The 26852-nt window shown below is 69.7% G+C and carries 28 protein-coding genes; 22 read left to right on the top strand and 6 right to left on the bottom strand.

Going from position 1 to position 26852, the window contains the following annotated elements; translation table 11 throughout:
- Window positions 1–24: 24 nt before the first annotated feature.
- Window positions 25–1401 (top strand): hypothetical protein, encoded by a 1377-nt coding sequence (locus H5393_RS05995; protein ID WP_182765901.1) that lies wholly within the window; start codon window positions 25–27, stop codon window positions 1399–1401.
- A complete protein-coding gene (locus H5393_RS05990) occupies window positions 1398–2495 on the top strand; it encodes a hypothetical protein (protein WP_182765900.1) in 1098 nt (365 codons plus the stop codon). Before H5393_RS05995 ends, H5393_RS05990 begins: the two co-directional genes overlap by 4 nt.
- Here H5393_RS05990 and H5393_RS05985 read toward each other — a convergent pair.
- Window positions 2489–3139 (bottom strand): TIGR03089 family protein, encoded by a 651-nt coding sequence (locus H5393_RS05985; protein ID WP_182765899.1) that lies wholly within the window; start codon window positions 3137–3139, stop codon window positions 2489–2491. The two genes, H5393_RS05990 and H5393_RS05985, sit on opposite strands and share 7 nt — an antisense overlap.
- 30 nt (window positions 3140–3169) lie before the next feature.
- Here H5393_RS05985 and H5393_RS05980 point away from each other — a divergent pair, with 30 nt between their 5' ends.
- The 5 genes from H5393_RS05980 to H5393_RS05960 all read left to right on the top strand — a co-directional run bounded on the left by H5393_RS05980 (window position 3170) and on the right by H5393_RS05960 (window position 9329).
- Window positions 3170–4249, top strand: a complete 1080-nt coding sequence (locus H5393_RS05980) for a mannose-1-phosphate guanylyltransferase (protein WP_182765898.1) — start codon at window positions 3170–3172, stop codon at window positions 4247–4249.
- A gap of 26 nt (window positions 4250–4275) precedes the next feature.
- Window positions 4276–4758 carry a hypothetical protein gene (locus tag H5393_RS05975; RefSeq protein WP_182764483.1) on the top strand — a complete coding sequence of 161 codons (483 nt, stop codon included), beginning with the start codon at window positions 4276–4278 and terminating at the stop codon, window positions 4756–4758.
- Between the two features lie 80 nt (window positions 4759–4838).
- Window positions 4839–5093: a WhiB family transcriptional regulator gene (locus H5393_RS05970; protein WP_182764482.1), complete on the top strand. Its 255-nt coding sequence runs from the start codon at window positions 4839–4841 to the stop codon at window positions 5091–5093.
- Window positions 5094–5100: 7 nt separating this feature from the next.
- Window positions 5101–8088 carry a glycosyltransferase gene (locus H5393_RS05965; RefSeq protein WP_182765897.1) on the top strand — a complete coding sequence of 996 codons (2988 nt, stop codon included), beginning with the start codon at window positions 5101–5103 and terminating at the stop codon, window positions 8086–8088.
- Complete coding sequence (locus H5393_RS05960) at window positions 8085–9329, top strand: DUF5719 family protein (RefSeq protein WP_182764480.1); 1245 nt, start codon at window positions 8085–8087, stop codon at window positions 9327–9329. The genes H5393_RS05965 and H5393_RS05960 overlap by 4 nt, the downstream gene beginning before the upstream one ends.
- Before the next feature lie 18 nt (window positions 9330–9347).
- On the opposite strand, the gene H5393_RS05955 is transcribed toward H5393_RS05960, so the two are convergent.
- The gene (locus H5393_RS05955) at window positions 9348–9785 is read right to left on the bottom strand and encodes a metallopeptidase family protein (protein WP_182764479.1); all 438 of its coding nucleotides are present in this window, start codon (window positions 9783–9785) and stop codon (window positions 9348–9350) included.
- A gap of 37 nt (window positions 9786–9822) precedes the next feature.
- On the opposite strand from H5393_RS05955, the gene H5393_RS05950 reads away from it, so the two are divergent.
- From H5393_RS05950 to ahcY, 6 genes are read left to right on the top strand one after another with little or no spacing between them, the layout of a single operon-like run.
- Window positions 9823–10203 (top strand): DUF3499 domain-containing protein, encoded by a 381-nt coding sequence (locus tag H5393_RS05950; RefSeq protein ID WP_370585941.1) that lies wholly within the window; start codon window positions 9823–9825, stop codon window positions 10201–10203.
- A gap of 22 nt (window positions 10204–10225) precedes the next feature.
- Window positions 10226–11584: a phosphomannomutase/phosphoglucomutase gene (manB, locus tag H5393_RS05945; protein ID WP_182765895.1), complete on the top strand. Its 1359-nt coding sequence runs from the start codon at window positions 10226–10228 to the stop codon at window positions 11582–11584.
- A 26-nt stretch (window positions 11585–11610) separates the two neighbouring features.
- Window positions 11611–11799 (top strand): Trm112 family protein, encoded by a 189-nt coding sequence (locus H5393_RS05940; RefSeq protein ID WP_182765894.1) that lies wholly within the window; start codon window positions 11611–11613, stop codon window positions 11797–11799.
- Window positions 11796–12818: an SIS domain-containing protein gene (locus H5393_RS05935; RefSeq protein ID WP_182765893.1), complete on the top strand. Its 1023-nt coding sequence runs from the start codon at window positions 11796–11798 to the stop codon at window positions 12816–12818. The genes H5393_RS05940 and H5393_RS05935 overlap by 4 nt, the downstream gene beginning before the upstream one ends.
- 16 nt (window positions 12819–12834) lie before the next feature.
- The gene (locus H5393_RS05930; RefSeq protein ID WP_182765892.1) at window positions 12835–13257 is read left to right on the top strand and encodes a type II 3-dehydroquinate dehydratase; all 423 of its coding nucleotides are present in this window, start codon (window positions 12835–12837) and stop codon (window positions 13255–13257) included.
- 10 nt (window positions 13258–13267) lie between these two features.
- A complete protein-coding gene (gene ahcY, locus H5393_RS05925) occupies window positions 13268–14692 on the top strand; it encodes an adenosylhomocysteinase (RefSeq protein ID WP_182765891.1) in 1425 nt (474 codons plus the stop codon).
- Window positions 14693–14767: 75 nt separating this feature from the next.
- Here the strand turns inward: ahcY and H5393_RS05920 are convergent, their stop codons facing one another.
- Window positions 14768–15010: a DUF3039 domain-containing protein gene (locus tag H5393_RS05920; RefSeq protein WP_182764474.1), complete on the bottom strand. Its 243-nt coding sequence runs from the start codon at window positions 15008–15010 to the stop codon at window positions 14768–14770.
- 66 nt (window positions 15011–15076) lie between these two features.
- Here H5393_RS05920 and H5393_RS05915 point away from each other — a divergent pair, with 66 nt between their 5' ends.
- Entirely contained in the window at window positions 15077–16435 is a 1359-nt protein-coding gene (locus tag H5393_RS05915; RefSeq protein ID WP_182765890.1) for an MFS transporter, read from the top strand.
- On the opposite strand, the gene H5393_RS05910 is transcribed toward H5393_RS05915, so the two are convergent.
- Window positions 16417–17526: a serine/threonine-protein kinase gene (locus H5393_RS05910; RefSeq protein WP_182765889.1), complete on the bottom strand. Its 1110-nt coding sequence runs from the start codon at window positions 17524–17526 to the stop codon at window positions 16417–16419. The genes H5393_RS05915 and H5393_RS05910 overlap by 19 nt on opposite strands.
- A 69-nt stretch (window positions 17527–17595) precedes the next feature.
- On the opposite strand from H5393_RS05910, the gene H5393_RS05905 reads away from it, so the two are divergent.
- The 3 genes from H5393_RS05905 (at window position 17596) to H5393_RS05895 (ending at window position 21203) form a co-directional block, all read left to right on the top strand.
- Window positions 17596–18450, top strand: a complete 855-nt coding sequence (locus H5393_RS05905) for an RDD family protein (RefSeq protein WP_182765888.1) — start codon at window positions 17596–17598, stop codon at window positions 18448–18450.
- Window positions 18451–18460: 10 nt separating this feature from the next.
- The gene (gene malQ, locus H5393_RS05900) at window positions 18461–20611 is read left to right on the top strand and encodes a 4-alpha-glucanotransferase (protein WP_182765887.1); all 2151 of its coding nucleotides are present in this window, start codon (window positions 18461–18463) and stop codon (window positions 20609–20611) included.
- Window positions 20612–20684: 73 nt separating this feature from the next.
- The gene (locus H5393_RS05895; protein WP_182765886.1) at window positions 20685–21203 is read left to right on the top strand and encodes a hypothetical protein; all 519 of its coding nucleotides are present in this window, start codon (window positions 20685–20687) and stop codon (window positions 21201–21203) included.
- A 9-nt stretch (window positions 21204–21212) separates the two neighbouring features.
- On the opposite strand, the gene H5393_RS05890 is transcribed toward H5393_RS05895, so the two are convergent.
- Window positions 21213–21842, bottom strand: a complete 630-nt coding sequence (locus tag H5393_RS05890) for a YbaB/EbfC family nucleoid-associated protein (RefSeq protein ID WP_182765885.1) — start codon at window positions 21840–21842, stop codon at window positions 21213–21215.
- 53 nt (window positions 21843–21895) lie between these two features.
- Here H5393_RS05890 and H5393_RS05885 point away from each other — a divergent pair, with 53 nt between their 5' ends.
- The gene (locus H5393_RS05885) at window positions 21896–22222 is read left to right on the top strand and encodes a hypothetical protein (protein WP_182765884.1); all 327 of its coding nucleotides are present in this window, start codon (window positions 21896–21898) and stop codon (window positions 22220–22222) included.
- Window positions 22219–23088 (top strand): WXG100 family type VII secretion target, encoded by an 870-nt coding sequence (locus H5393_RS05880; protein WP_182764466.1) that lies wholly within the window; start codon window positions 22219–22221, stop codon window positions 23086–23088. Before H5393_RS05885 ends, H5393_RS05880 begins: the two co-directional genes overlap by 4 nt.
- 5 nt (window positions 23089–23093) lie before the next feature.
- Here H5393_RS05880 and H5393_RS05875 read toward each other — a convergent pair whose 3' ends face one another.
- Window positions 23094–24485, bottom strand: a complete 1392-nt coding sequence (locus H5393_RS05875) for a nicotinate phosphoribosyltransferase (RefSeq protein WP_370585867.1) — start codon at window positions 24483–24485, stop codon at window positions 23094–23096.
- On the opposite strand from H5393_RS05875, the gene clpS reads away from it, so the two are divergent.
- The 3 genes from clpS to H5393_RS05860 are packed head-to-tail and all read left to right on the top strand — an operon-like array spanning window position 24477 to window position 26803.
- The gene (gene clpS, locus H5393_RS05870; RefSeq protein ID WP_182765883.1) at window positions 24477–24770 is read left to right on the top strand and encodes an ATP-dependent Clp protease adapter ClpS; all 294 of its coding nucleotides are present in this window, start codon (window positions 24477–24479) and stop codon (window positions 24768–24770) included. The two genes, H5393_RS05875 and clpS, sit on opposite strands and share 9 nt — an antisense overlap.
- Complete coding sequence (locus H5393_RS05865) at window positions 24767–25366, top strand: DUF2017 family protein (RefSeq protein WP_076060363.1); 600 nt, start codon at window positions 24767–24769, stop codon at window positions 25364–25366. Before clpS ends, H5393_RS05865 begins: the two co-directional genes overlap by 4 nt.
- Window positions 25367–25375: 9 nt before the next feature.
- Window positions 25376–26803 (top strand): tyrosine phenol-lyase, encoded by a 1428-nt coding sequence (locus H5393_RS05860; RefSeq protein WP_182765882.1) that lies wholly within the window; start codon window positions 25376–25378, stop codon window positions 26801–26803.
- The last annotated feature ends 49 nt before the right edge of the window (window positions 26804–26852 follow it).

Below are 26852 nucleotides of genomic sequence, written 5' to 3'. Positions count from 1 at the left end.
CAGGAACGTGCCAAGATGGATCCCATGAGTTGGCAGACCCCGGAGCCCGCATCGCGCGGGACTGATTCCCGGGCTGCCACCGAAGTACTCCTGCAAGCCCAACGACTGGCAGACAGGCTGCGCGAAGAGGCCCAGTCAGAGGCAGACCGCATCCGCACCGAAACCGTCGAACTCACCCAGCAGCGCGATGAACTGGCGGGCGAGGTCACCTTCGCCCGCCGTCGGCTGGAGGAGGCGAAGGCGGACGCCCAGCGCACGCTGTCAGACGCCGTCGCGCAGGCCGGCGCCATCAGCGGACGTGCCCAGGAAGGTGCCGACGAGGTCGTCGCTGAAGCGCGTGCCGATGCGGAGCGCATCGTCGCCGAAGCCCAGAGCCGGGCTGCGCGCCAGCTCGAGGACGCAACCGCGGAGGCCGCACGCATCAGGGCGGAGGTGTCGGCCTGGCGCGAGAAGGTCGAGGTGGAGGGGCACGCCGCCCGCGCCCTCGTCGACGACGAACTCACAGCCCAGCGCGCAGCGCACGACGAGCGCATCGCCAGGGAACAGGCCGAAGCGGACCAGGAACTCGCCGCCCGCCGGGAAGAGATGCAGCGGCTGGAGGACGAGGCCGCAGCGCGGCTCGCCGCCGAGCGCGAAGCCGTGGAGCGGGAGATGACGCAGCTGCGCGAGGAGACGGCGGGCCAGGTGGCCCGGCTGACGTCCGAGGCGCAGCGGCAGGCCGACGCGCAACTCGCGGCGGCCTCCAGCCAGATGGAGTGGGCCCAGACCACCGTCGCGGCGCTGCTCGACGGCGCGCGCGTGGACGTGGCGCGCCGCAAGCAGCAGGCGCACCTCGACCAGGCCCGCCGCACGGCGGAGCTGAGAGCCAAGCTGTCGGCCACCACCCAGCGTTCCGTGAACGCAGCCCGCCAGCGGCTGCGCGCGGCAGACGTGGAGGCGCACGACACCCGCGGCAGGGCCGACGCCGAACTCGCCGCCGCCGCACAGCACGCCCAGCGCACCCGGGCGGAGGCGGACCAGCAGGCTGCCGACACCGTGGAACGGGCGAAGCGCGAAGCGGAAGCGATCGTGCAGCGGGCAGACCAGCGCATGACGGAGGCTGAAGCCAGCTCCGAGATGCTCCGCGAGCAGCTCACGGCAGAGCTCGAGCGCACCCAGAAGGCGTCCTACGAACGCACCCGCGCCACCCGCGAGGAGGCCGTCCGCCTCCTGTCCGACGCGCGGGTCGAGGCCGAGACCATCCGCACGCAGGCCCGCGAGATGCTGGCCGCTGCCCGGCAGGAAGTCGCGGGGCTGACGAAGCGCCGCGACGACATCACCCTGCAACTCAATTCGCTCTCCGGCGTGATCGAAGCGCTGTCAGTGCCAGGTACCACCACTCAAGACGAGGAACACTCATGAGCTCCACTTTCCGCACCGTGCTTCGTGGCTACGAGCCGGCCCAGGTCGACGCCGAGATCGCCACGCTGCAGCAGGCGCTGGATTCCGCCCGCGCAGAGCTGGGTGAGTTCACCATCCGCCTCAAGGAGGCCGCCGCGGAGCGCGAGCAACTGGCCCAGGAACTGGCCGCCGCCAAGAGCCGATCCGAGGAGCAGTCCCGCGCCGCGTCCATGGTGTCGCGCCCGGCCTTCACCGATCTCGGCGAGCGCGTGGGCCGCATCCTCACCCTGGCCGAGGAAGAGGCCGAGGAGATGAAACGGGCGGCGAAGGAGAAGGCCAACCAGCTCGTCGAGGACGCGCAGAAGAGGGCCCAGGCCGCGCTGACCGAGGCCGACCGGTACGCCGTCGACACGCGCAGCTCCGCAGACGCCGACGCCGAGGCGAAGCTCACCGGCGCCCAGCGCCGGGCCGACGAGATCCTCGACAACGCGGACCGCGAGGCCGCGGCCCGTCGCGAAGAGGCCGAGGCCGTCTACGAGTCCCAGCAGGCCCGCGCTGCCCAGGCCGCCGCGGACTTCGAGCGGACGCTGTCCGAACGCCGCAACGCCGCCACCGCAGACTTCAACCTGGCCATGGGCCAGCGCGAGGAGCAGCTCAGTGCCGCCGAGGAGAACCTGCGCGGCGCCGAGAACGACGCGCTGCGAGTGATCGCCGACGCCAACACGCAGGCCGAGTCCATCCGCGCCAAGGCGCAGGCCGAGGCCGACGAGCTGATCGGGGAGGCCCGCACGCAGGCAGACCGGATCCGCCGCGACTCGGACCGGGAACTGTCGGCGCTGACCCAGCGTCGCGATTCGATTACGGCGCAACTGTCCAATGTGCGCCAGATGCTTGCCACACTGGGTGGAGGCGCCGCGCTCGCGGTGGTCGACAACCAGGAGGCAGCCATGTCACAGAACCAGGCAGATCCGGCGAACGTGGATCATCAGCACGACGACGATGATCGCGTCCACGCCCAGGAGGCATCCGAAGGCGCGAAGAACGAAGGCGAGACCCATCCTGACAACCGCGTCCACGATCAGGACCCGGCAGAGGGCGCCGAAGACATTCAGTGAGTGACGCGCTCGTCGGCACCGATCCGGGCGGCTTCGTCGTCTGAGGTGTTGACGGCCACGACGGTTGAGCCGGTGCCCAGCACCGGCGCAACCAACGCACGCGCCACCGTCTCCCACCCGGGCGCCGGGTCACGCAGCAGCACGCGCCCGTCGCTCGCGCCCACTTCCGGGGCGGCGGCGCCGTCCCAGGAGAAGGCCTCGCCGTCGAGCGCCACGTCGTGGAGGTCCGGCTGCCCGAACACCTCGCGGTAGTCGACGGCGTCCACGGGCGGGGTGGTGAACCCCAGGCCCAGCGGATGCAGCGAGCAGGCCACCGTGATCTCCGCGCGGCGGTCATCGCCGGGCCCCACCACCAGGAAATCCGAGCCCGCCGCGTCGCTGTTGACGGGGCAGCCCCGCTGCCAGGCGGCCGCGATCCACACCATCGTCACCCAGTGGCCGGGATGCGACGAGGCCAGCGCCACATCGATGGGCTCGCCGTCGTCGTGCCCGAGGTCCGCGATGAGGTTGGCGGTCTTGTCCACCCAGTTGGCGAACGTGACCGCAGACAGTTCGATGCGCGAGCCTTCCGCTCCGTCGTAGTAGGTGAACAGCGGCTGCGCGCCCTGCCGGGCGACGCGCTTCTGGAGGGCGGAAACGAGCATGGGTGCAGCCTAGACGGCTAGGGTCTTTCCATGCGTTACGTCGTCATCATGGCCGGTGGGTCCGGCACGCGCCTGTGGCCGCTCTCGCGCAAGGGCAGGCCGAAGCAGTTGCTGGAGATGGTGGGCGGGAAGTCCCTGCTCCGGCTGGCCTACGAACGACTGGACGGACTCGTCGACAAGAACCGCATCCTGGTCTGCACGGGCCGCAGCTACGCCGACGACGTGGCACGCCAACTTCCGGAACTCGCGCCCGGCAACATCCTGGGGGAGCCCGAGGGCCGCGACTCCCTCAACGCGGTGGCCTGGTCCGCAGCCGTCGTCGCGGACCGTGATCCCGACGGGGTGGTCGCCATGGTGACGGCTGACCAGATCATCGAACCCGTCGACGAGTTCCAACGGTCCTTGTCGCTCGCCTTCGACGTGGCGGAGGCCCGCCCCAACGCGCTGGTCACCCTCGGCGTCGTGCCCACCTCGCCGCACACCGGCTACGGCTACCTGCACCGCGCCGACGAACTCGAGGGCTTCAGCGGAGTCCACCGCGTCGCGGAGTTCAAGGAGAAGCCCAGCCGGGACGTCGCCGTCGCATACGTGAACTCGGGGGAGTACTGGTGGAACGCCGGCATGTTCGTCTGGCGGGCCAACACCTTGCTCAGCCAACTGGACCAGCTGCTGCCGGACACGGCCCGGACCGTGCGCGAGATCGTGGCGCATCCCGATCGCCTGGATGAGCTGTTCCCGACCCTCCAGAAGATCTCCGTGGACTACGCGGTGATGGAGCCCGCCTCCGTGGGCAAGACCGACGCCGAGGTGGTCAGCGTCGGGCTGCACATCCATTGGAAGGACGTGGGTGGCTTCCTGTCGCTCGCGGAGTTGTTCACCCGCGACGAGCACGGCAACGCCGTCGACGGCCGGACGGTGACCCTGGATTCGTCGGGCTCGGTGCTGGTCAACGCCGCTGGGCCGGACCATGTGGTGGCCGCGCTGGGCCTGAAGAACTGTCTCGTGGTGGCCACGGAGACTGCCACGTTGGTGGCCGGCCTCGAAGATTCCGAGCGGATCCGTGAACTCGTCGAGCTGGTGCGAACCCGTGTTGGGGCAGAATACGCCTAACCCGTCCGCAGCCGTCTGGAGGAACCATGCGAGACACCCGGTTCGTGAGGCGTCTCCTCGCGGTCGTCCTGGTGGCTTCCGCGGTGGTTCACGTCAGCGCGCTGCTGCTCGTCGGGCTGGTCCTCCTCCCCGTCGGTGAGTCGGGGCGCAGCTTCCTCCTCTGGCCGCTGTCCGTGACGGCGCTCGCGGTGAGCCTCGGTGTCGTCGTCTGGGGGGCGACCACGGTGGTCCGGGTGTCTGCCATGGCGGCGTCGTCGTCGCCCCAGGATCGGCAGGCTCGAGCCCAACTCCCGCCCCCTACAGCGGCGCCCACTCCAGAGGCCCACTCGACGGTGATCAACCCCAAGCGGGAACCGGCCGGGTCGCCCCAGACGCCGTCGGAACAGCAGTCGCAGCACTCACCCGGGACATGGACGACGTCGACCACTCCCTGGCCCCGCGCCGACGAAGAGGATCCCAACGGCACCCTGATCCGTCCGCCTTACAGGGTGAGCAACCGCAATGCGTGAATAGTTTCGACGGATATCCGCCTTCCGCTTGACCGATCAAAATCACTCGTGTGTAATTCAAGGCAAGAAAGGAGGGGTACATGGACGAGACATGGGAGCTCTTCGCTGATGAGGGGACTTTTGCATGGCAGGCTGAAGCGCTGTGTGCCCAAACCGATCCGGAAGCCTTCTTCCCTGAGAAGGGTGGGTCGACCCGTGATGCGAAACGGGTCTGCCTGAGTTGCACAGTGCGCACCGAATGCCTTGAATACGCCCTCGCACACGACGAGCGTTTCGGCATCTGGGGCGGGCTTTCTGAGCGGGAGCGCCGCAAGCTCAAGCGCGCTGCCGGCTGAGCGCCTCGTGACCGAGGAACCGCAGCGCGGGGTGATCGACGACGACCTCTGGTCGTGGATCGAGCACGAAGACCCCGTCGCTGACGTCCCCGAGGTCGATCCTTCTTCTGTGGTCGCCGTCATGGTGACCCACAACGCAGCTGAATGGCTGCCCCGGCAGTTGCTGTCCGTCGCGATGCTGAGCACCCGACCCGGCCGGATCGTCGTCGTCGACACCGGCTCAACTGACGAGACTCCAGAACTGGTTGCGCGGGCCCTGGACGAGGGCGTCATTGACGACTTCCTCCGCGCCGACGCCACCACCACGTTCGGTGGCGCGGTCCATGCGGCGCTCGCGGACACCGAGCCGGAATGGATCTGGCTCCTCCACGACGACTCAGCACCCCACCGGGACGCGCTGGCGCATCTGTTGGAGGGCGCCCGCCAGGCCGACGTCGTGGTGCCCAAACTCCTGCAGCCCAAGCGCCGCAACTATCCCGAGACCCTCTGCGAGGTGGGCCAGGCCATCACACCGGGCGGGCTCCGGGTCCCCATGGTGGAGGCCGGCGACGTCGATCAGGGGCAGACCGAGCCGCGCGACGTGCTGGGCGCCTCCACCGCGGGCCTGCTGATCCGCGGCGGCACTTGGCGCGAGGTGGGTGGTCTCGCCCCGGAGGTGGAGCGGCACCGCGACGGCGTCGACTTCGGCTGGCGCGCCAACGCGCTTGGTTTCCGCGTGCTGACGTGGCCCGCGGCCTCGCTGCACCACCGGCGGGTGGGGCACACGGGGGAGCGGCCCTCGAAACAACACCCCCACCTCGACGACAGGCTGGCGGCGCTACGCATCGCGGGCGCCCGCGGGGCCTCGGGCTTCGGGCTGGCCGCAGCCTCGGTGTTCCGGGCGTTGGGCTTCCTGCTGGGCAAGTCGCCGTCGTTCGCCGCTGCGGAGATGCGCGCGCTGGGCAGGTACCAGCGCAGCTCGTCCCTCACCCGGTCGCTGAAGGACCGTTTCCCCACCGAGGACATGACGCCCTCAGACTTGCTGCCCAACCGTTGGTGGCCGGTGCGCAACGCGGCGGACAAGGTGGGCCACGGACTCTCCGAGCGCTACCGCAACCTCACCGACGTCTCGGCGGACACCTCGATCGACGAACTCACCGGCGATGACTTCGCCGGCGGGCAGATCCGCCGCAGGGTCTTCTCGCCGGTGACCGCCCTGGTCGTCGTCCTGCTCATCGCCGCGTTCATCGCCGGGCGCACCCTGCTGGGTGCAGGCCCTGTCTCGGGCGGCGGCATGCTGCCGGCGCCGTCGTCCCTCGGCGCCGCCTGGCAGGCCTACCTCACGGGCGAGGCCCCCTGGTTGGGCCTGGCCGCTTTCGCGTCTCTGGGCGGGCTCGGCAGCCCCGGCTGGTTCGCCTTCCTCGCCGTGCTGTTGACACCGCTGCTGGCCGGGTTGGCCGCCCTCGCGTTGCTGCGGCGGGTGGGACTCGCGGCGGGGCCCGCTGCCGCGGTGAGCGCGGTCTGGGCCGGCGCCACCATCCTATTGGGGCTGGTGACGGCCGGCGACGTCAGCGGCATGGTGCTCTCGGTGGCCGGGCCCTTGCTGGCTCGGGCGGTGCTCGCCGTCGTGCGGAGCGAGGCCAGCGGTGCCGAACGGCTCCGCGCGCCTGCCGGCGCCGGCTTCTGGCTCATCGTGGTGGCCTCGGTGTGGCCTGCCGCTCTCCTCTTCGTGACCATCGCGGGCGTCGCCTGGGGCGCGCGGCACCGGCACCGCGTCGTCGACGTGGTGGTGGGGGTGCTTCCCGCCTGGATCTTCTTCGCGCCCTGGCTGCCCACCCTCGCGCGCTACCCGGGGCGCCTGCTGACGGGGGTGGACCCGCTCGCCTGGCCGGACTTCCCGCCCGCCTCGTACGCGTTGGTCGTGGGTCGCATCCTCCCCTCGGGCCTACCCGTCTGGGCCAACGTGGCGTTCTTCGCTGTGCTGGGCGTCGTGGCGCTGTTCGCCGTCGCCGGGCTCAGGTACCGCCAGTGGCTCTGGACGCTGGTGGGCATCGCGGCGCCCCTGGTGCTGGGCACGCTCCTGTCTCGGCTCACGCTCGAGGTCGACGGCGGCACGGCCCGCGCGCTGCTGTCGCCGTGGGCGCTGCTCGTGGTGGCGGCGCTGCTGGCACCCGTCGTGTTCGCCGAACGGGACGCGGGCCGGAAACGGCGCGCGGCGCTGCTGGCGCTGGTCCTGGCCGCCCTGCTGGCCTTCGGCGCCTGGGGCTGGGTGGGCTTCGCCGGCCCGGTCCGTTCCACCACCAGCGTGCTGCCGGGCTATGTCCGCGACGTGATGTTCTCCCCGCGTGACACCAGGGCCCTGGCCGTCGAGCTGTCTCCGGACGGCACCGTCGACTGGAACGTCGTGGATGCGCGCCAGCCCCGCTGGGGTTCGGCGGAGCGCAATCCGGCGGGGTCCTTCGCCGGCCAGTTCACCACGCTGGTGCACGCCATCGCGAGCGGTTCCGTGCCGGACGACCTGGCTGAGCGACTGCGCCTCATGGGCGTGTCCCACGTGTGGCTGCGCGGCTTCGACGACGACCAGCGGGCCGCCATGGACAATCTGGAGGGTCTGGTGGGCGCCGCCGCGGACGACCGATCCGTCGTCTGGACGGTCAGCGGGCTGGTCTCGCGCGTGACGTACGCAGCGGAGGACCCGGAACCCGTACCCGTGACCGACGGGCACCTTCCCGAGGGCGACGACGGGCGCTACCTGGTCGTCGCAGAGCCGGCAGAGTCAGACTGGGTGGCCACGCTCAACGGCCGCGACCTTGAGCGCACCAGCGGGTTCTCCTGGGCGGCCCTGGACACCGAGATGCTCACGTTCGACGCGGGTGCCGAGGCGGGCGAACTCGTCGTCGAGCCTGCGCCGCGCGACGGCAGGTTCGTGCTGCACCTCCTGGTGATGCTGGGCCTCGCGCTGCTCGCGGCGCCCACCCTGGGGGCCGCCACGGCGGCCCGGAGGGGACAGGAATGATCAGACGGATACTCGTGACCCTCGTGGCGTTCCTGGTCATCGGTGGCCTCGCTGTGGGACTGTCGCTCCTGACCCCGGCCCGGGTGCCGGCCTCCGCGACGGTGGACCTGCCCCGCACCACGCGGATGACCTGCCTGCAGTCGGGCGACGCGCTGGCCTATTCGGCCGGGACGATGACCGCCACGGCCACGGAGTCCGGCGACCAGGTCTTCTCCCGCACCGGCTCGGGCCTGTTCGCCGGGGTGGACGGGCCGTTCGTGATCGGCGCCGATGCCCTGGCGGTCGCGGGCATCTACGCGGCCGGGCCGGCCCGCACGTTCGCGCCCTGTGCGCCCGCGGCGACGTCCGGCACCATCGTGGTCACGGAGCCGGGCGACGCCGAACTGCTGATCACCAACAGCGACGCGAACGAGGCCATCGTGGACCTCACCCTGCTCGGCCCGGACGGTGAGGTGGCCGCCATCGGTGCCCGCGGCATCGCGGTGGCCCCGGGTGTGTCCCGCAGGATCGCGCTGTCCGTGCTGTCCCCGGAGGGGCCGGTGGGCGTGTCATTCCGGGCCAGCGAGGGGCGCGTGGCCATGGCTGCGGTCAACGTCGAGGGACGCGCCGCCCGATACGTGGCGCCCACGCGCCCCGCCCTGGAGCACCTCATCGGGGGCGTGCCCCCCGGCGCGTCAGACGTGCAACTGGTGATCAGCAACCCGCGCGAGGAACGCGCCGACATCACCGTGACCGCGCTGGGCGCCACGTCGTCCTACGAACTCGCCGCCACCGCAGACCTGAGCGTCGAGCCCATGTCGAGCGTCGTGGTTCCCATCGCGGAATCGCTCGGCGGCGAGGCGAGCGCCATCCGCGTCGAATCCACCCAGGAGGTGGCCGCAGGGGTGGTGGTGAGCGGCCCGACGGGGAGCCCCGCCACCCTGGTCGACGTGGAGGCCGCACCGGAGCTGGCGGCCACCACGATGGGTGGCGCCCTCCAGATCACGAACCCGGGGACCGACCCGGTCGAGGTGAAGGTGTCTGCCGGGGAAGGGTTCACGCTGACGGTGTCGCCCGGGACCACCGTCGTGCAGGTCCTCCCCCTGGCGGCCCAGCAGCTCATCACCGTGACGGCGGACGACCCTGTGATCGCTTCGGCCGCCACGTCGGAGGCAACGGGCACCATCATCGTGCCGCTGGGCGGTGTGGCCGATGAGCCACGCTCGACCGGCAGGGCGGAGCTGGACGCCCACCTGAGGTGACCCGCCGTCCGGCGGGCGTCAGTCCCAGTCGTCCCAGTTCTCGTCGCCCCCCAGGTCTTCGATGCTCCGGCCGGTGAGCGTGCTCAACTGCTCGACGATGGTGCGGTGCACCAGGCGGCGCAATTCCGCGCGCGACGAGGCGCGGTGCTCGAGCGGACGCTCGAAGATCACGATCTGGGCCTTCCGGCCCCTGCTCGGTTCCACCGCCGCGGACAGCGGCACGCGGTCTCCCGTCCAACCGCCACGCAGGTGGGGAACCTCCTCGACCCCGACGATGATCCCGTTCAGCGCATCCGGGCAGGCACCGGCGATGTCGACCATCGCGTTGGTGACGCATTCGTTGAAGTAGTCCACGCGCGTGGGCCGGCCGAGGGGCACCGGCTTGCCCGACAGCGGGTTGGGCGTGGCCAACGGGCCCCGCATTCCGCGGTCATGTCGGTCTCTTCTGCGTGGCATGTCGCCACTCTAGTAGCGGGTGAGATACCTTGCTCGGGTGCGTTCCTGTTCCCGTACCGCGTGTGCCGCCCCGGCGGTGGCGACGATGACGTACGTCTATGCAGACTCCACGGCGGTCCTGGGGCCCCTGTCGCTGACGCCGGAACCGGGGATCTACGACCTGTGCCAGCGCCACGCGGAGCGCACCAGCCCGCCGAACGGCTGGGAGATGATCCGGCTGCCGCTCAACGGCACCGTCCCCGCCCCCACGCAGGAGACGTCCGACGACCTCATGGCGCTGGCGGATGCGGTGCGGGCCATCGGCCTGCGGCACGACGACGTCGCGCCGCCGCTGACGAGCGTGGTCGTCCCCGTCGTCGCCGCTGCGCCCGATCCGGCCCGTGGCGGCCACCTGCGGCTCGTCCCGACGGGTGAGTGACCAGGTTCGCTACCCTGAGCAGGTGCTTGAGCGAGACATCTTCAAGGCCAACGACATCCGCGGCATCGTCGTCGGCGACAAACCGCAGTGGGACCTTGACGGGGCCAGGGCGCTGGGCGCCGCCTTCGTCGAGTTGCTCGAGCCGGAGGAATTCGTGCTCGGCCGCGACATGCGGGTGTTCGGCCGCGAACTGTCCTGGGCCTTCATCGACGGGGCGCGCCGCGCCGGCGCCTCCGTGGTCGACATCGGCCTCAGCTCGACGGACCAGCTGTGGTTCGCGTCGGGCCATCTGAGCCTGCCGGGCGTGCAGTTCACCGCCAGCCACAACCCGTCCGAGTACAACGGCATCAAGTTCTGCCTCGCGGACGCCAGGCCCGTGCCGCCGGATTTCATGAACCGGCTGCGTGACCTGGCCGCCACCGTCGAACTCGGCGACGAGGTGCGGGGCGAGGTCCGCGAACTCGACTGCCTGGAGGACTACGCGGACAAGCTCGGCGACCTGGTCCCGGCCACGGGGGAGCGCGAGCTCAGCGTCGTCCTCGACGCGGGCAACGGCATGGCCGGTCATACCGCGCTGACCGCGCTAGCCGGGCGATCCCTCGACATCGTCGGCCTCTACCTGGACCTGGACGGCTCGTTCCCGAACCATCCTGCCAACCCCTTGGAGCCCGCGAACCTCGTCGACGCGCAGCGCGCCGTCGTCGACAACGACGCCGACCTCGGCCTGGTCTTCGACGGCGACGCCGACCGTTGCTTCATCATCGACGAGCAGGGCGAGGTGGTGGACCCCTCGGTCATCACCGCCATGATCGCGGTGGCGGAACTGGCGAAGCATCCGGGTTCCACCATCGTGACCAACACCATCACCTCCTGGGGCGTCGGCGAGGCCGTGGAGGCGGCCGGCGGCACCATCCGGCAGTCGCGCGTGGGCCACACCTACGTCAAGGCGCTGATGGCCGAGACCGACGCCGTCTTCGGCGGGGAACACTCCGCGCACTACTACTTCCGCGACTTCTGGTCGGCCGACACCGGCATGCTCGCAGCGCTGCACGTGATCGAACTGCTCCGCTCCGCGGATCGGCCGCTCTCGCAACTGGCCGCCGTCTACGACTCCTACCGCCGCTCCGGCGAACTCAACTCCACCGTCGACGACGCGGAGGCCTGCATGGACGCGGTCGCCGCCGTGTTCGAGGGCAGGGGAGAGGCGGACCGGCTCGACGGGCTGAGCGTCCGCAACCCCGCGGAGGGTTGGTGGATCAACCTGCGCCCCAGCAACACCGAGCCGCTCCTGCGGCTCAACGTGGAGGCCTGCAACCAGGCCACGATGGAAGCCCTGCGCGACGAGGTGCTCGCCCTCGTCCGGGCCGGGCAGCCCGACTAAGCTGACTTCACCACTGAGGAGGAACCATGGCTGAAACTCTCGAGCTGTCGCCCGAATTCATGGCGATCGCCGCGTGCCCCGCGTGCCACGCCAAGTTCGCCGTCGACTACGACCAGCAGGAACTCGTGTGCACCAACAGCGCCTGTGCGCTGGCGTACCCGGTGCGCGACGGGATCCCCGTGCTGCTCATCGACCAGGCCCGTAGCACGCAGTGAACGGCCCCCAGTTCGACGATTCGCGCCTCGAGGCTGCTGATCTCGAGGAGCACGAGGGCCTTCGCGCCCTGGCGCTGGCGGGTGCCCGCATCCGGCGCGCCGCGCTGACCGAGCCGCACGGGCACCTCGAGCGGGCGGACCGCCCGCGGGGTGTGCTGGCGATGGGCGCCGAGTCCAGGCTGGTGCGCGCCGTGCTCGAGCCCGCCTGCCCGGTGCCGTTCATGGCCTGGCCGGGCCCCGGGCTGCCCGCCTGGGTGGGTCCTCTGGACCTCGCGGTCATCCTCGGCACCACGGACACTCCCGGATGGGTGGTGCAGTGCGCCGCGGAGGCCAACCGTCGTGGCGCCACGCTGATCGTCGCCGCCCCGGAGGATTGCGAACTGACGGAGGTGACGCGTTCCAACTCCACCACGCTGATCGCGCTGGAGGAGAACGACCCCGTCGCGGCCGCCGTGTCCGTGCTGGCCCAGCTGGGCGCGCTCGGGCTCGGGCCGCTGGTGTACCCCGAACACGTGGCAGACGCGGCAGACCTCGTGGCCGAGGCGTGCGCGCCCGGAAGTGACCTGTCGGAGAACCCCGGCAAGGAGCTCGCGCTCGCGCTCGCGGACAGGCTGCCGCTGATCTGGGGTGGCACCACTCTGGCCGCGCGTGCGTCGCGGCGCATCGCTGAAGCGGTCCGCCGCGCCTGTGGTCGCCCCGCCCTCGCCGCCGATGCGTCGGAGATCCGCACCCTGCTGACCTCCGCCCCCATCCGTGACCCGTTCGCAGACCCCTTCGACGGCGACTACGAGACCCAGCCGGTGCTGGTGCTACTCGACGACGACAAACTGCCGGACCGGGTGTCCGGCGTGGCGATGGACCTGGCGGACGTGGCCGAATCGCGCGGCCTGCGGGTCGCTCGGGTCTCGTCGGGCGACGCGGACCTCGGCGCCACGGACGTCGAGCGCTACATCACGTTGCTGCAGAAGGGCCTCTACGGTGCTGCTTACCTGGAGATCGGCCTGACCGCCACCGAGTGACCGATATCCTCGGCGCATGCGCAAGGTTCTCGTCCTCAACGGCCCCAACCTCGGCCGGCTCGGTACCCGTCAGCCGGAGATCTACGGCGGCATGACCTACGCCGGCCTCGCCGATCACCTCGTCGAGACCGGTGAAGGCATGGGCCTCGAGGTCGACGTCCGGCAGACGGAGCATGAGGGCCAGATGATCGAGTGGCTCCACGAGGCCGCCGACGGTGACCTCACCGTCGTCCTCAACGCGGGGGCCTGGACGCACTACTCGTATGCCATCGCGGATGCTGCGGCGCTGACCACGTACGTGGAGGTGCACATCTCCAACGTGCACGCCCGCGAGGATTTCCGGGCACACAGCGTGCTGTCGGCGAAGGCGGCCGGCATCATCATCGGCTGCGGCGTGGGCGGATACGACCTCGCGTTGGCCCACGTGGCCGCCATGTAGAGTTGGGCCCGTGGATTTTCGTGTAGCTGACCTGTCCCTGGCCGACTTCGGCCGCAAGGAGATCACCCTCGCCGAGCATGAGATGCCCGGCCTCATGGCCATGCGCGAACGGTTCGGTGACTCCAAGCCGCTGAAGGGCGCCCGGATCGCCGGGTCGCTGCACATGACCATCCAGACAGCGGTGCTGATCGAGACCCTCGTGGCGCTGGGCGCCGACGTGCGCTGGGCCTCGTGCAACATCTTCTCGACGCAGGACCACGCGGCCGCGGCCATCGCCGTCGGCCCCGGCGGCACGCCGGACAACCCCCAGGGTGTCCCGGTGTTCGCGTGGAAGGGCGAGACCCTGGAGGAGTACTGGTGGTGCACCCGCCAGATCCTCGAATGGCCTGACGGCCGGCACCCCAACATGATCCTCGACGACGGCGGCGACGCCACGCTGCTCGTCCACCAGGGCGTCGGCGCCCAGCGCGCGGGCGAGGCCCCGGCTGACGCCTACGACGACTCCCACGAGTTCCGCGTGGTCAAGCAGACCCTTCGCGACGCGTTCGGCCAGGTCGACTGGGAGGCCCTCGCCGCGTCCATTCAGGGCGTGACCGAGGAGACCACCACCGGCGTGCACCGCCTTTACGAGATGGCGAAGAACGGCACGCTGCTGTTCCCTGCCATCAACGTCAACGACTCGGTCACCAAGTCCAAGTTCGACAACAGGTACGGCTGCCGTCATTCGCTCATCGACGGCATCAACCGCGCCACCGACGTGCTGATCGGCGGCAAGGTCGCCGTCGTGTGCGGCTACGGCGACGTCGGCAAGGGCTGTGCGGAGTCGCTGCGCGGCCAGGGCGCCCGGGTCGTGGTGACTGAGGTGGACCCCATCTGCGCGCTGCAGGCCGCGATGGACGGCTACCAGGTCACCACGCTCGACGACGTGGTGGACACCGCAGACATCTTCGTCACCGCCACCGGCTGCCTCAACGTCATCTCGCACGAGCAGATGGCCCGCATGAAGCACCAGGCCATCGTCGGCAACATCGGCCACTTCGACAACGAGATCGACATGGCCGGCCTCGAGGCGCGCACGGATGTGCAGCGGGTCGAGATCAAGCCGCAGGTCCACGAGTGGCGCTTCGACGACGGCCACTCCGTCCTGGTCCTGTCTGAGGGGCGCCTGCTGAACCTGGGCAACGCGACCGGCCACCCGTCGTTCGTGATGAGCAACTCGTTCACCAACCAGGTGCTCGCGCAGATCGAGCTGTTCACCAAGCCGGCCGACTACCCGGTGGGCGTGTACGTGCTCCCGAAGCACCTGGATGAGGAGGTGGCGCGCCTCCACCTGGGCGCGCTGGGCGTGAAGCTGACGGAACTGTCCGCCACGCAGGCCGCGTACCTGGGTGTCGACGTCGCCGGCCCGTACAAGTCCGAGTACTACCGCTACTGAGCCAACCCGCTACCGAAACGAGTCGCCGGCGAGCACCTGCTCGCCGGCGATTCCTTTGCCCAACAGTTGGGGGCGTTACTCGCCCGGCCTCAGCGTCTGCCAGATCTCCTTGCACTCAGGGCACACGGGGAACTTGTCGGGGTTCTTGGTGGGCACCCAGACCTTGCCGCACAACGCCACGACCGGCGTGCCGGTGACCATGGCCTTCATCAGCTTGTCCTTGGGCACGTAGTGCGAGAAGCGGTCTTGGTCGCCGTCCTCGAACAGCTCCGTGCGCTCGTCAACAACAGTCTGGGATCCGGGGGCCAGTTCACTCATGCGACAGATTCTACGTCGCCGCGCAGGGACACGTGCGGCACAATGGGGCGCGGCCAAGGAGGTTTCATGACCCAGGGACGTTGGGCGCTCATCGCGGGCATCATGCTGAGTGTCTTCGCGGTCGCCTTCCAGGCCATCGGCATCGCGACGGCGTTGCCGACCGTCATGGAGGACCTCGGGGCCGCCGTCCTGTACCCCTGGGCCTTCACCACCTTCGTGTCGGGCATGCTGTTGGCCGTCATCGTGGCCGGCCGGGTCACGGATCGACGCGGCCCGTCGCTGCCCATCTATGTGGGCTTCGCGCTGTTCGGCATCGGGCTGGTGATGGGCTGGCTCGCTCCGTCGGTGTGGGTGCTGCTCGCCGGCCGCGTGGTTCAAGGCCTGGGGGCCGGCGCGCTCAACCTCACGCTGATGGTGATCGTCGCGCACGGGTTCCGGCCCGAGGACCGCCCCAAGGCCATGGCGCTGGTGTCGTTCTGCTGGCTGCTCCCGGCCTTCGTCGGCCCGCCCATCGCCGCCTGGTTGACGCTGACCAGCTGGCGGCTGGTCTTCGCCGTGATGGTGCCGCTGATGGTCATCGCGTTCGCCATCACGTTGCCCGGGCTGCGGCGGGTCCAGGCGGAGTTCCACGGCGACGGCGACGTGCCGCCCGTCCCCGTCGCGGCCACCATCGCGGTGACGCTGGCGCCGTCGTTCATCCTGCTCGCCGGCCAGCCGCTGGGGCTCTGGCGTTGGGTCTCTGCCACCGCGGGCGTCGCCGCGCTGGCTTGGGGGCTCAAGCGCATCATCGCGCCCAAGGCTCTGGGCTTCGGGCCCGGCATCCCGAGCCTCGTCCTGGCCCGCGCCACCCAGGCGGGCGCCTTCTTCGCGGCCGAGACCATCGTGCTGGTCACGCTCCAGCACCTGCGCGGCTACACGCCGTTCCAGGTGGGCCTCGCGCTCACCGTCGGCAGCCTCGGGTGGACCCTCGCGTCGTGGTTGCAGGCGCAGCGCTGGGTGCCCCTCAGCCGAGACGCCTTCATCACGCTGGGGGCGGCACTCTCGACGTTCGGGATCGCGACGCTGGTCGCTTTCGCCTGGTTCCCCGGGATGCCGCTGGTGGCCGCGCTGGCAGGCTGGGTCGTGGCCGGGCTGGGCATGGGGCTCACGATGCCCAGCAGTTCCGTGGCGGTGATGGGGTTGTCGTCTCAGTTCGAGCAGGGGCGGCACCAGTCGTCGCTCCAACTGGCCGAATCGGTCGGTAACTCGGTGGTGACCGCTGTCGCCGGCGGCATCTACACCGCGCTGCTGTTCGTCGAGCCGAAGAAGCTCAGCTACACGGTGTCGCTGGGTGCGGTGCTGCTCATCGCGGTGGCGGCCATTCTGCTCAGCCGGCGTATCGGTTGGATCGAGAACGAGGTGCGCGCTCAGCGCGTGAGCACGTAGATGGTCAGCCAGATCGTCAGGCCGAGCAGCAGGATGGCGGAACTGGTGACCCACACGTAGAACCACGGCGAGTGTGTCTCGACCGACTTCTTCGGGGCGTAGCGACCGCGGCCGATGTAGTTGTCCAGCATGGAGGCCGGGGTCTCGCTGCGCGAAGGGAGACTGCCACCGTTCTGCCTGCCGCCGCTGATCAGGGCGCCCATGGGCTGCGGCGCGGAGGGCATCTGCCCCATCACCGCCGTCGTCGAGGTGATGGGCCGCGGCTGGTACGAGTCACCCCCGGGGAGCTTGTCCGCCAGGCGGTCCAGCACCTCGGCGAACTGAGCGGCGGTCTGGGGGCGCCGGTTGGGATCCGGTGAGAGGGCTGAGGCCATCAGCTGGTCCAGCAGCTCCGGGGCGCCGATCTGGTCCGCGATGGCGGCCGGGCCGATGGTGTGGTTGCGGCTGAGCAACTCCGCGAGCGTCTTGACCGGGAAGGGCGGGCGTCCGGTCAGCAGGGCGTAGGTGACGCAGGCCAGCGAGTAGATGTCCGAGCGCTGGTCCAGCTGCGACGAGTTGGCCTGTTCCAGCGCCATGTAGGCCGGCGTGCCGGCGGTCATGGTGTCGCGGTACTCGTCCAGCAGCGACTTCGCCACGCCGAGATCTGCGAGCATCACCCGCACGCCGCCAGACGAGTTCGTGAGCAGGATGTTGCCGGGCGTGATGTCGCGGTGCACCAGTTGGTTGCGGTGCAGCACCTCGAGCGCGCGGGCGGCCTCCGCGCAGAGCCGTAGCGCCAGGCCGGGAGCCACCATGCGCTTGCGTAACTGCTCCAGAGACCCGCCGTTGGCGAGGTCCATCACGAAGTAGGGCTGACCCCGGTCCGTGGTGCCGATGTCGTAGACCCGCACGATGCGTTCATCCGAGATCCGACGCAGGAGGCGCGCCTCCGCCAGGAAACGGGCGCGCACATCGTCGTTGGTGGCCCAGTTATCGGCGAGCACCTTGACGGCCACCGGCACGTCGAGCGTGTCGTCCTGGCCGCGGTAGACGGTGGCGAAAGACCCGGACCCGATACGTCCGGTGATCCTGTAACGCCCGATCATCTCCATTGCGATAAGCATTCTCCCCTAAAAACAAGCCGCCGGGGAAGTCCGCTGATCTCTGGCATCCTTGGAACCATGACGAATACCCCGCAGCAGCCCCCCGCCGGTTGGTACCCGGATCCCGCCGGATCCGGGGGGGAGAGGTTCTGGGACGGCGTTGCATGGTCGCAGTCCACCCGGGACAAGGTGGCTCCCGAGGCAGCGCCCGGCGCGACCCCCGGTGGGTCGACCGGGGCGTCCGGCTACGGCGCGACGCAGTCCTACGCCGGCCCCCCACAGCAGCGGGAGCAGCCCCAGCAGCAGTACAGCCAACAGCCCTACGGGCAGCAGCCCCAGTACGGACAGCAGCCCTACCAGCCGCAGTACGGGCAGCAGCCCTACGGTGGCGTGCAGGGCTACGGCGCCGGCTACGGTGCGCAGCAGCTCCCACGTCCGGCCGGTTTCTGGTGGCGCGTGCTGGGCTACTTCCTCGACGGACTCGTCATGATGATCCCCACCTTCATCGTCGCTTCAGCGTTGGGGATCACCAACAGCCTGTCCGCCCTGACCGAGCGCTGGACCAGGGAGTTCATCATCTGGTCGGAGAGCCAGAGCGGCCCCATGCCGGAACTCGCCGGCGCCGAATGGAATTCCCTCCTCCTGCAGGTGTCCCTCGTGCAGGTGGCGGTGTGGGTCGTGTACCGCATCGCCATGTACGCCTGGAAGAGCGCCACGCTCGGGCAGATGGCCATCGGTGCCCGCACGGTGCCCGCCGCCAACCCGGACGCCAAGATGGGCTGGGGCACGATCGTCCTGCGCTCCATCGTGTCGCCCGTGCTCTACGCGCTGTCCTTCATCGGGCTCATCAACGGGCTCTTCGCGGCCTTCACCCCGCGCAAGCAGACACTCGCAGACCTCATCGCGCGCACCGTCGTCCTGAAGATCCGTTAGGGTCGTTGCGGTGAGCGACGTGTACCCAGGGCTTGCCCAGCTGGCGGAGAAGTTCGGCATCGCCCAGGAATTCTGGGATTGGAAGGGCCGCCACCAGGCCATTCCTGCCGAGACCATCATCGAGGTCCTCCGCGCCTTCGAGATCGACGCCTCCACCCCGCAGGCGGCCGACGACGCGCTCACCCGGCTGGAGGACGACCGCTGGCGCCGCACTCTCCCCGCGTGCACCGTGGCGGAAGGGGGGCAGGGCATCCACGTGGACGTGCACGTCCCTGCCGGGACCTCCGTCGAGGTCTCAGTGCGGCTGGAATCCGGCGAGACCCGCTCCACGTGGCAGTCGGAGAACGCCATACCGGACCGGTGGGTCGACGGCGCACCCATCGGGGAAGCGACCTTCTGGCTGGGGGACGACCTGCCCATCGGCTATCACGAGATCGTGGCGCACAGTGTCGCCGGCACGCACCGGTCGTCGCTGATCATCACGCCGGGCTTCGTCGGCTTCCCCACGCGCATGCGCGGCAACCGGATCTGGGGCTACGGCACCCAGCTGTACTCGGTCACCTCCTCGCGTTCCTGGGGCATCGGAGACCTGGGTGACCTGGCAGACCTCATCACCTGGTCCGGCACGCGTCAGTTCGCCGGCTACGTGCTGATCAACCCGCTCCACGCCGCTGAGCCAGCACCCCCGATCGAGCCCTCGCCGTACCTGCCGGCCAGCCGCCGGTTCATCAACCCCATCTACATCCACCCTGAGTCGATCCCCGAGTACGCCACCCTCGGCAAGGACGAGCGCAACCGGATCAGGCTGCTGCTGGAGCAGGCGCAGGAGGCCGCCGACACCTCCGGCATCGTGGACCGCAACGCCATCTGGCCGTTGAAGCTCGAAGCCCTGCGGATCATCCACGGGGCCGGCATGCGCCCGGCCAGGCACATCGCCTTCCAGGATTTCCGGGGCCGCGAAGGCATCGGCCTGCGGTTCTTCGCGCTCTGGAGCGCCCTGAGCATCGAGTTCGGGCAGTTCTGGGCGGAGTGGCCGGAGGCCTACCGCTCGCCGTCGTCGCCCGCGGTGGCTGCCTTCGCGGAGGCGAACGCCGAGGAGGTGGACTTCTTCGAGTGGTTGCAGTGGGTGGCGCAGACGCAGGTGTCCGCCGCCCAGACCGTCGCCGACGAGGTGGGCATGCCGGTGGGCATCGTCACAGACCTCGCCGTCGGCGTGCACCGCTACGGCGCGGAGACGTGGATGATGCCTGATGTGTTCGCCCAGGGCATGAGCGTCGGGGCACCGCCGGACCAGTACAACCAGTCGGGCCAGGACTGGGGCCAGCCGCCCTGGCGCCCCGACCGGCTCGAGGAGTTGGCCTACGAACCGTTCCGTGCCATGGTCGCGGCGGCGTTGCGCCGCGTCGGTGGCCTGCGGGTCGACCACATCATCGGCATGTTCCGCCTGTGGTGGGTGCCGCAGGGGCTGGGCCCCACCGCGGGCACCTACGTGCGCAACAACCACGAGGCCATGATCGGCATCCTGGCGTTGGAGGCGCAGCGTGCCCAGGCACTCGTCGTCGGGGAAGACCTCGGCACGGTGGAGCCCTGGGTGCGCGACTACCTCTCACGCCGTGGGCTCCTCGGCACCTCGGTGTTGTGGTTCGAATCCGCGCTGCAGGGGGAACCGCTCGACGCCCAGTGGTGGCGCGAGTACTGCATGGCCTCGGTCACCACCCACGACCTTCCGCCGACGCTGGGCTACCTCGCCGGCGACCACGTCCGGCTCCGCCATGACCTGGGGCTGCTCACGGAGCCGCTCGAGACCGAACTCGCCGCGGCGCAGCAGGAGCAGGCTGACTGGGTGACCAAGCTCATCGTCGACGGCCTGCTGGATCCCGCGCACCGCGACGACCCCGTCGAGGTCATGCTCGCGCTGCACAAATTCCTGCTGCGAACGCCGTCGAAGGTGCTGCTCGCGGCCCTCGCCGACGCGGTGGGGGAGCGCCGGGCCCAGAACCAGCCGGGCACCATCAACGAGTACCCGAACTGGCGGGTACCGCTGGGCGACGCCGCCGGGAAGCGGCTGGATCTGGCGGAGATCTTCCAGGCCGAGCTGCCCCGGCGCCTGGCCGCGGTGATGAACGGGGTCGACAGCCAGCCCGAGTCGCGCTGGGGCTGACCCCTGGGTTAGCACGCATCCTGCGCCCTGCGGTGCGGCATACTCGGGCCAGTCGTTGAACGGAAGGTGCCCCATGTTTGATCCCGTGAAGATCTACGCGGACGAGTTCGCCCAGGTCCTCGAGCCGGGGGAACGCATCGTGGCTGCGCCGTACGTCGCCTACATGGCGGGCAGGGAACAGACCGGCCCCGAGGACAATGTCGTCACGTTCGACGTCATCGACGGATTGACGGTGCCCAAGTGGAACCGGGCCGCCGAATCCGCCATCTCCGGCCTGACGCTGAACGGCTCGCAGGCATCTCTGGCCGCCGACGTGGCGCGGGCCTTCGACGGACATGCCCACCTGGTGTTGACCGACGCGCGGGTGCTCGCCGTCGACCTGCCGCTGAACGGCACCCTCGTCGTCAAGGGCTCCTGGCCGCTCGATGCGGTGGCGGAGATCCGGCACGACCCACGGCTGGGGCAGCACGGCCGGCTGCGGCTCACGATGTCGGACGGCTCGATGGTGCGGCTCGTCGCAGGCCTGTTCTTCTGGCGGCGCGCCCAGCGGCTCGTCACGGCGTGGCGTGAGCTTGTCGGCCTCCCGCGGTAACGGGGTGCGCTAGTTGAGCCTGCGCAGGATCTCGTTGAGCTGGTCGTCGACGGCGGTGAGGCGTCCTTCCAGGGCAGTCATGTCCGTGTCGAAGTGGCTTAGCAGCTTGTCCAGGGTTTCGCTGAGCGGCTGGGCGTCGTTGCGCCCCACCTGCGACGAGGCGAGCGCCCGATTCGCGGCCGCGGGCACCTGGGCAAGGTTCTCCGGCCGCACGTCCTGTACGTAGCAGGCCGTGAGACGGCGCGTCCTCGCGTCGACCTGGATGACCACCGCGCCGTCGTCAGAGGCTCCTTCGAAGGTGCGCAGCACGTCTCCCACCGGAGGCGCATCGTCGTCGGGCAGCACCCCCGTCTCGAACACCGCCCGGAGTTGCGGGGAGAGCAGGCTGCCGGATTCGACGCGGCTCTCGATGTCGCGCTCGGCGTTGGCCAGTGCGTCGTTGATGGCCTGCACGAGGGCCGTCCCGGCCTGGGCAGGCCGCTCCACGGGCCCGGCGTCGGTGGACAGCACCGACAGGCCGCCGTCGACGACGGCCGTGGCCGAGCCGTCCTGGCTGTGGCCGGTGTAGGTGGCCTCGGCGAGTGCCATCAGTTCCCTCAACTGGGGGCTGTCGAGAGCATCGCGTGGGAAATCAGACATGAGGGAATTGAAGCATGACCAGGGGTGGACCCGGCGTGACGTACGTTAGGCCGGTGACAGATTTCGCTGTGAGTTACCCGGACCTACGCGCCGCCGGAGAGCGTTTCGGCGAGATGCACGCCACAGCCAATGACCAGGTGTCGACGCTGGGCTCGGTGCAGCTGACCCAGGCAGACTTCGGACGCGTCCCATGGTTGCAGACGCGCATCTTCGAGTCCTTCCAGGAGCACACCGCCGAGTGCACCACCGTCCTGCAGGAACTGGCTGACGTGCTGGGCTCCACGTCGGATGGGCTCCAGTTGTCCGCGGAGTCGTACGAGGCGATCGACACCGCCGCCACGGAGGCCATCAACAACTTCTTCGGGGAGGCCGGGCAGTGACCGAGTACAACAACTCCCTGGACTCCTGGTACCAGCAGTGCCCCTGGCCCGTGCAGCAGGTGCTCGAATGGCCCTACCAGAAGACCTCTGAGGCGCTGCGCTGGATCACGGGCGATCCCAACAGGGTCGCCGGCTACGCGCCCACCTACGACGCCATCGCCCAACGGGTACAGCAGCTTGGGGCGGAGGTGGAATCGGCGCGGGCCGGCATCGGGATGTGGGATGGCCAGGCACGGATGGCGTTCGACGCGAAGATGCGGCAGGTGCGGCAGAATCTCGAGTCGCTGGCGCCGGCGATCTCGCAGACGCAGGAGATCCTGCGCTCGGCCGCGGAGACCAGCGTCAGCTGCGCCAACCTGATCCTGGACATCATCCGCGGGGTCATCGAGTTCCTGGTGTCATCCCTGGCGGTGGCGGGGGCGTTGGCCGTCTTCACCGCCGGCGCGTCCGCAGTCGCCTGGGTCGCCGCGAACCTGGCCAAGGGTGCGCAGGCGTTGGCCACTGTGCTGAAGGGGGTCGAGCGGGCCGCCAAGGTGCTCCAGGCGCTGGCACGTGCCCTGACGAAGATTCAGGCCGTGATGAAGAAGGTCGCCGACGTCCTCAAGGCCATCCGCGAGCTGTTCCTGGCGATCCAGAAGGCCAAGAAGGGCGCCGGGCTGGTGGACAAGGCACTGCTCACCGCGCTGGCCGCCCCCATCAAGATCCCCACCACCCTGGCGGGCAACGCCGCGCTCGGCGGAGTCAGCGCCGTGACGGGGGTGCCGGGCCTGTCCATGCCCGGCGGCGTTGGCGAGGTGCTCAACGCCGGAGGTGACGCCACCGACGCCGTCGGAAGTTCCAACGAGGCGGTGGGTGCCGCCCGCTGACCGCGTCAGAGGTTCGTGACGATCGGTGCGGCCTGGTACGGGTTGGTCGTCACATCGCCGGCGGCGTCCAGGATGACGGTCTCCAGCGCCGGGTCTCCCTTCGAGATCCGCAGGGCGGACAGCGGCAACTCAGCCAGTGATTCGCGGTGGCGGCGACGGGCGTCGTCGAGCGTGGCGTGGTGCACCAGCTTTCCGTCCTGGTAGATGGGCACCAGGAGTTCGCGGTCGTTGCCGTCGTTGACCGGCGGGGTGCCCAGCCCGATCACCTCGGATTCGGCCCGCCCGTCGGAGCCCAGCCGGCGCATGGCGAACTTGCGGCCGCCCAGAGTGTTCTTGCCCTTGGACTTCTTGCCGACCGGCACCCACGGGGCGTCGGGCGCCTCGGATTCAGCGCGGGCCACCAGCTTGTAGACGAAGCCGCACGTGGGGTGGCCGGAGCCGGTCACCAGCGACGTGCCGACGCCGTAACCGTCGACGGGGGAGCCCTGCAACTGTGCGATCTGCCATTCGTCGAGGTCTGAGGTGACCATGATCTTCGTAGCGGTGGCGCCGAGGTCGTCGAGGAGGTCTCTCGCCTGGCGGGCCATGATGGCGAGATCGCCGGAATCCAGGCGGATGGACCCGAGCCGGCCCTCCGTCAGCTCGACGCCCAGCCGGATGGCGGCCTCGACGTCATAGGTGTCGACGAGCAGCGTGGTGTTGTCGCCCAGCGTGGCCAGTTGGGCACGGAAAGCGTCCTCTTCAGTGTCGTGCAGCAGCGTGAACGAGTGGGCGGCGGTGCCGATCGTCGGGATGCCGTGGGTGCGGCCCGCCTCCAGGTTCGACGTGGACGCGAAGCCCGCCACGTATGCCGCCCGGGCGGCGGCGACGGCGGAATATTCCTGCGTTCGGCGGGCGCCCATTTCGGCGCAGGACCGGTTGCCGGCCATCGCGGTCATCCGTGAAGCGGCGGCGGCGATGGCGGAATCGTGGTTGTAGATACTGAGCAGGACGGTCTCCAGGAGCACCGCCTCGGCGAAGGTGCCCTCGACCGACAGGACGGGGGAGCCCGGGAAATACACCTCGCCCTCGGGATAGCCCCAGATGTCGCCGGTGAACCGGTAGGTGGCGAGGTACTCGGCCAACTCGTCGTGGATGATGTTCTTCCCCAACAGGAAGCTGAGCTCCTCGTCGCCGAAGCGGAAGTTCTCGATGGCATCGATCGCGCGCCCCAGGCCGGCCACGACGCCGTAGCGGCGTCCTTCGGGGAGGCGACGGGTGAACAGGTCGAACAGACTCCGCCGCTGCGCGGTGCCGGCGTTCATCGCCGCCTGCACCATCGTCAGCTCGTAATGATCGGTCAGCAGGGCTGTGGTCATGCGCTTCAGCGTAGTGGCAGAGTAGGGGGCATGAGCCAAGCACCAGCAGGAGGGGTTGAGGTCGTCGAGCAACCCACGGAGTCGCCGTTGAGCGCCGCGCCGTGGGTCACCATCGTGTGGGATGACCCGGTCAACCTGATGAGCTACGTCGCCTACGTGTTCCAGGAGTACTTCAAGTACCCGTTGGAGAAGGCGGAGGAGCTCATGCTGCGCGTGCACCACGAAGGCAAAGCTGTGGTCTCCAGCGGCAACCGAGAAGCCATGGAACGCGACGTGCTGGCCATGCAGGGGTACAACCTGTGGGCCACGATGGAGCAGTCGTGACCCTGGAGCCTGAGGACATCGTCTGGGAATTCGACGGCGCGGACGGCCGCGACAAGGGGCTGGCCTCCATGGTGCGGTTCTACACCCAGCACCTGGAGGAGCTCCTCCCCGCCGAGAGCGACGACCCGTTCGAGCAGATCGTCGCCGACATGTCCGACGACCCCACCAACCGCATGCTCGCCAACCCCCGCCTCGCCCGGCTGTTCCCGGCCGCGCTGGGCGACGCGAAGCAGACGGACGAGTTCTGGCGCGACTCCATCCACGCCCAGACGAGGGCGCGGATCGAGGCGGCCCAAGTGGTCGTCGACAATCTGGACGCCTACCACGACTACATCCCGGTGACGCTCGGCGCGGTCGACGACTGGGCCCGGACCCTCGGCGCGCTGCGGCTGTTCTGGTGGGCGGAACTGGCCGGCACCGAGCGGCTGGCCCGGCCGACGCCGGCGGTCGCCTCCGCGAATCCCGGCCTGGTGGACCTCGTCGAATGGCTGGGTTACATCCTGGAGGACCTCATCGACTCGCGGGAGCGCTGCCTGCGCACCGGGTCGGTGTACGACCCCGACGATTACGAACCATTGACAGGCCCGGACGCCTAGGATCGGTGGATGCCAGGAGACGCGAAACCACCCAGCTCCCTGCACACCATGGGACAGCAGCAGGACCGACGCAGCTGGGCTGAGCCCTACCGGATCAAGATGGTGGAGCCGCTGCGCATGACCACCGCCGAGGAGCGGAAGCAGGCGCTCGTGGAGGCCGGGTTCAACACCTTCCTGCTGCGCTCGCGGGACGTGTACATCGACCTGCTGACGGACTCCGGCACCAACGCGATGAGCGACCGCCAATGGGCCGGCATCATGCTGGGCGACGAGGCCTACGCAGGCAGCGAGAACTTCTACCACCTCGAACAGACCGTGCGGGAATGCTACGGCTGGGAGTACCTGGTGCCCACCCACCAGGGGCGCGGCGCGGAGAACCTGCTGTCCCAGAGCCTCATCAAGCCGGGGGACCACGTGCCCGGCAACATGTACTTCACCACCACCCGCTTCCACCAGGAGCGCGCCGGTGCCACCTTCCACGACATCATCATCGACGAGGCGCACGATTCGCACTCGCTGCACCCGTTCAAGGGCAACGTCGACCTGGAGAAGCTCTCCACGTTGATCGACGAGGTGGGCGCCGACAAGATTCCGTACGTCTGCGTCGCGGCGACGGTGAACATGGCTGGCGGGCAGCCCATCTCCATGGCGAACCTGCGTGCCGTCCGCGAACTCACCCAGCAGCACGGCATCCCGATCTACCTGGACGCCACCCGCGCGATGGAGAACGCCCTGTTCATCCAGGAGCGCGAGGAGGGCTACGCGGGCAAGCCGATCGCCGAGATCCTGCGGGAGTTCTGTTCGCACACCGACGGCGCCACGATGTCCGGCAAGAAGGACCCGCTGGTCAACATCGGCGGCTGGCTGAGCACCAACAACCGCGAACTCTTCGAGGAGGCGCGCAACCTGGTGGTCGTCTACGAGGGCCTCCACACGTACGGCGGCATGGCTGGACGCGACATGGAGGCCATGGCGATCGGCATCCGTGAGGCGCTCAACGACGACTACATGAAGAGCCGCATCGGCCAGGTCCGGTACCTCGGCGCCCTCCTGGAGCAGTGGGGCATCCCGTTCGTGAAACCGGTGGGCGGCCACGCCATCTTCCTCGACGCGCGAGACTTCTATCCGCACCTGGCGCAGGACCAGTTCCCCGGCCAGACCCTGGCCGCGGAGCTGTATCTCGAGTCCGGGATCCGGGCCATGGAACGGGGCATCGTGTCGGCCGGCCGTGACGCCGTGACCGGTGAGAACCACCGTCCGAAGCTGGAGCTGACGCGCCTCACCATCCCGCGGCGGGTCTACACGCAGGCGCACATGGATGTGGTGGCCGAATCGGTGAAGGCCTGCTTCGACCACCGCGAATCCGTGAGTGGGCTCAGGATGGTCCACGAGCCCCGGTACCTGCGCTTCTTCCAGGCTCGCTTCGAACCCCTCTGAGTTCCCCAACGATGTGGGCGTGCAAGCCTCGGTCCAGGGAAGGGCCCTG

The organism is Tessaracoccus sp. MC1756 (assembly GCF_014164735.1).
Classification (GTDB): Bacteria; Actinomycetota; Actinomycetes; order Propionibacteriales; family Propionibacteriaceae; genus Arachnia.
This window is presented reverse-complemented; position numbering and strand designations above follow the sequence as displayed.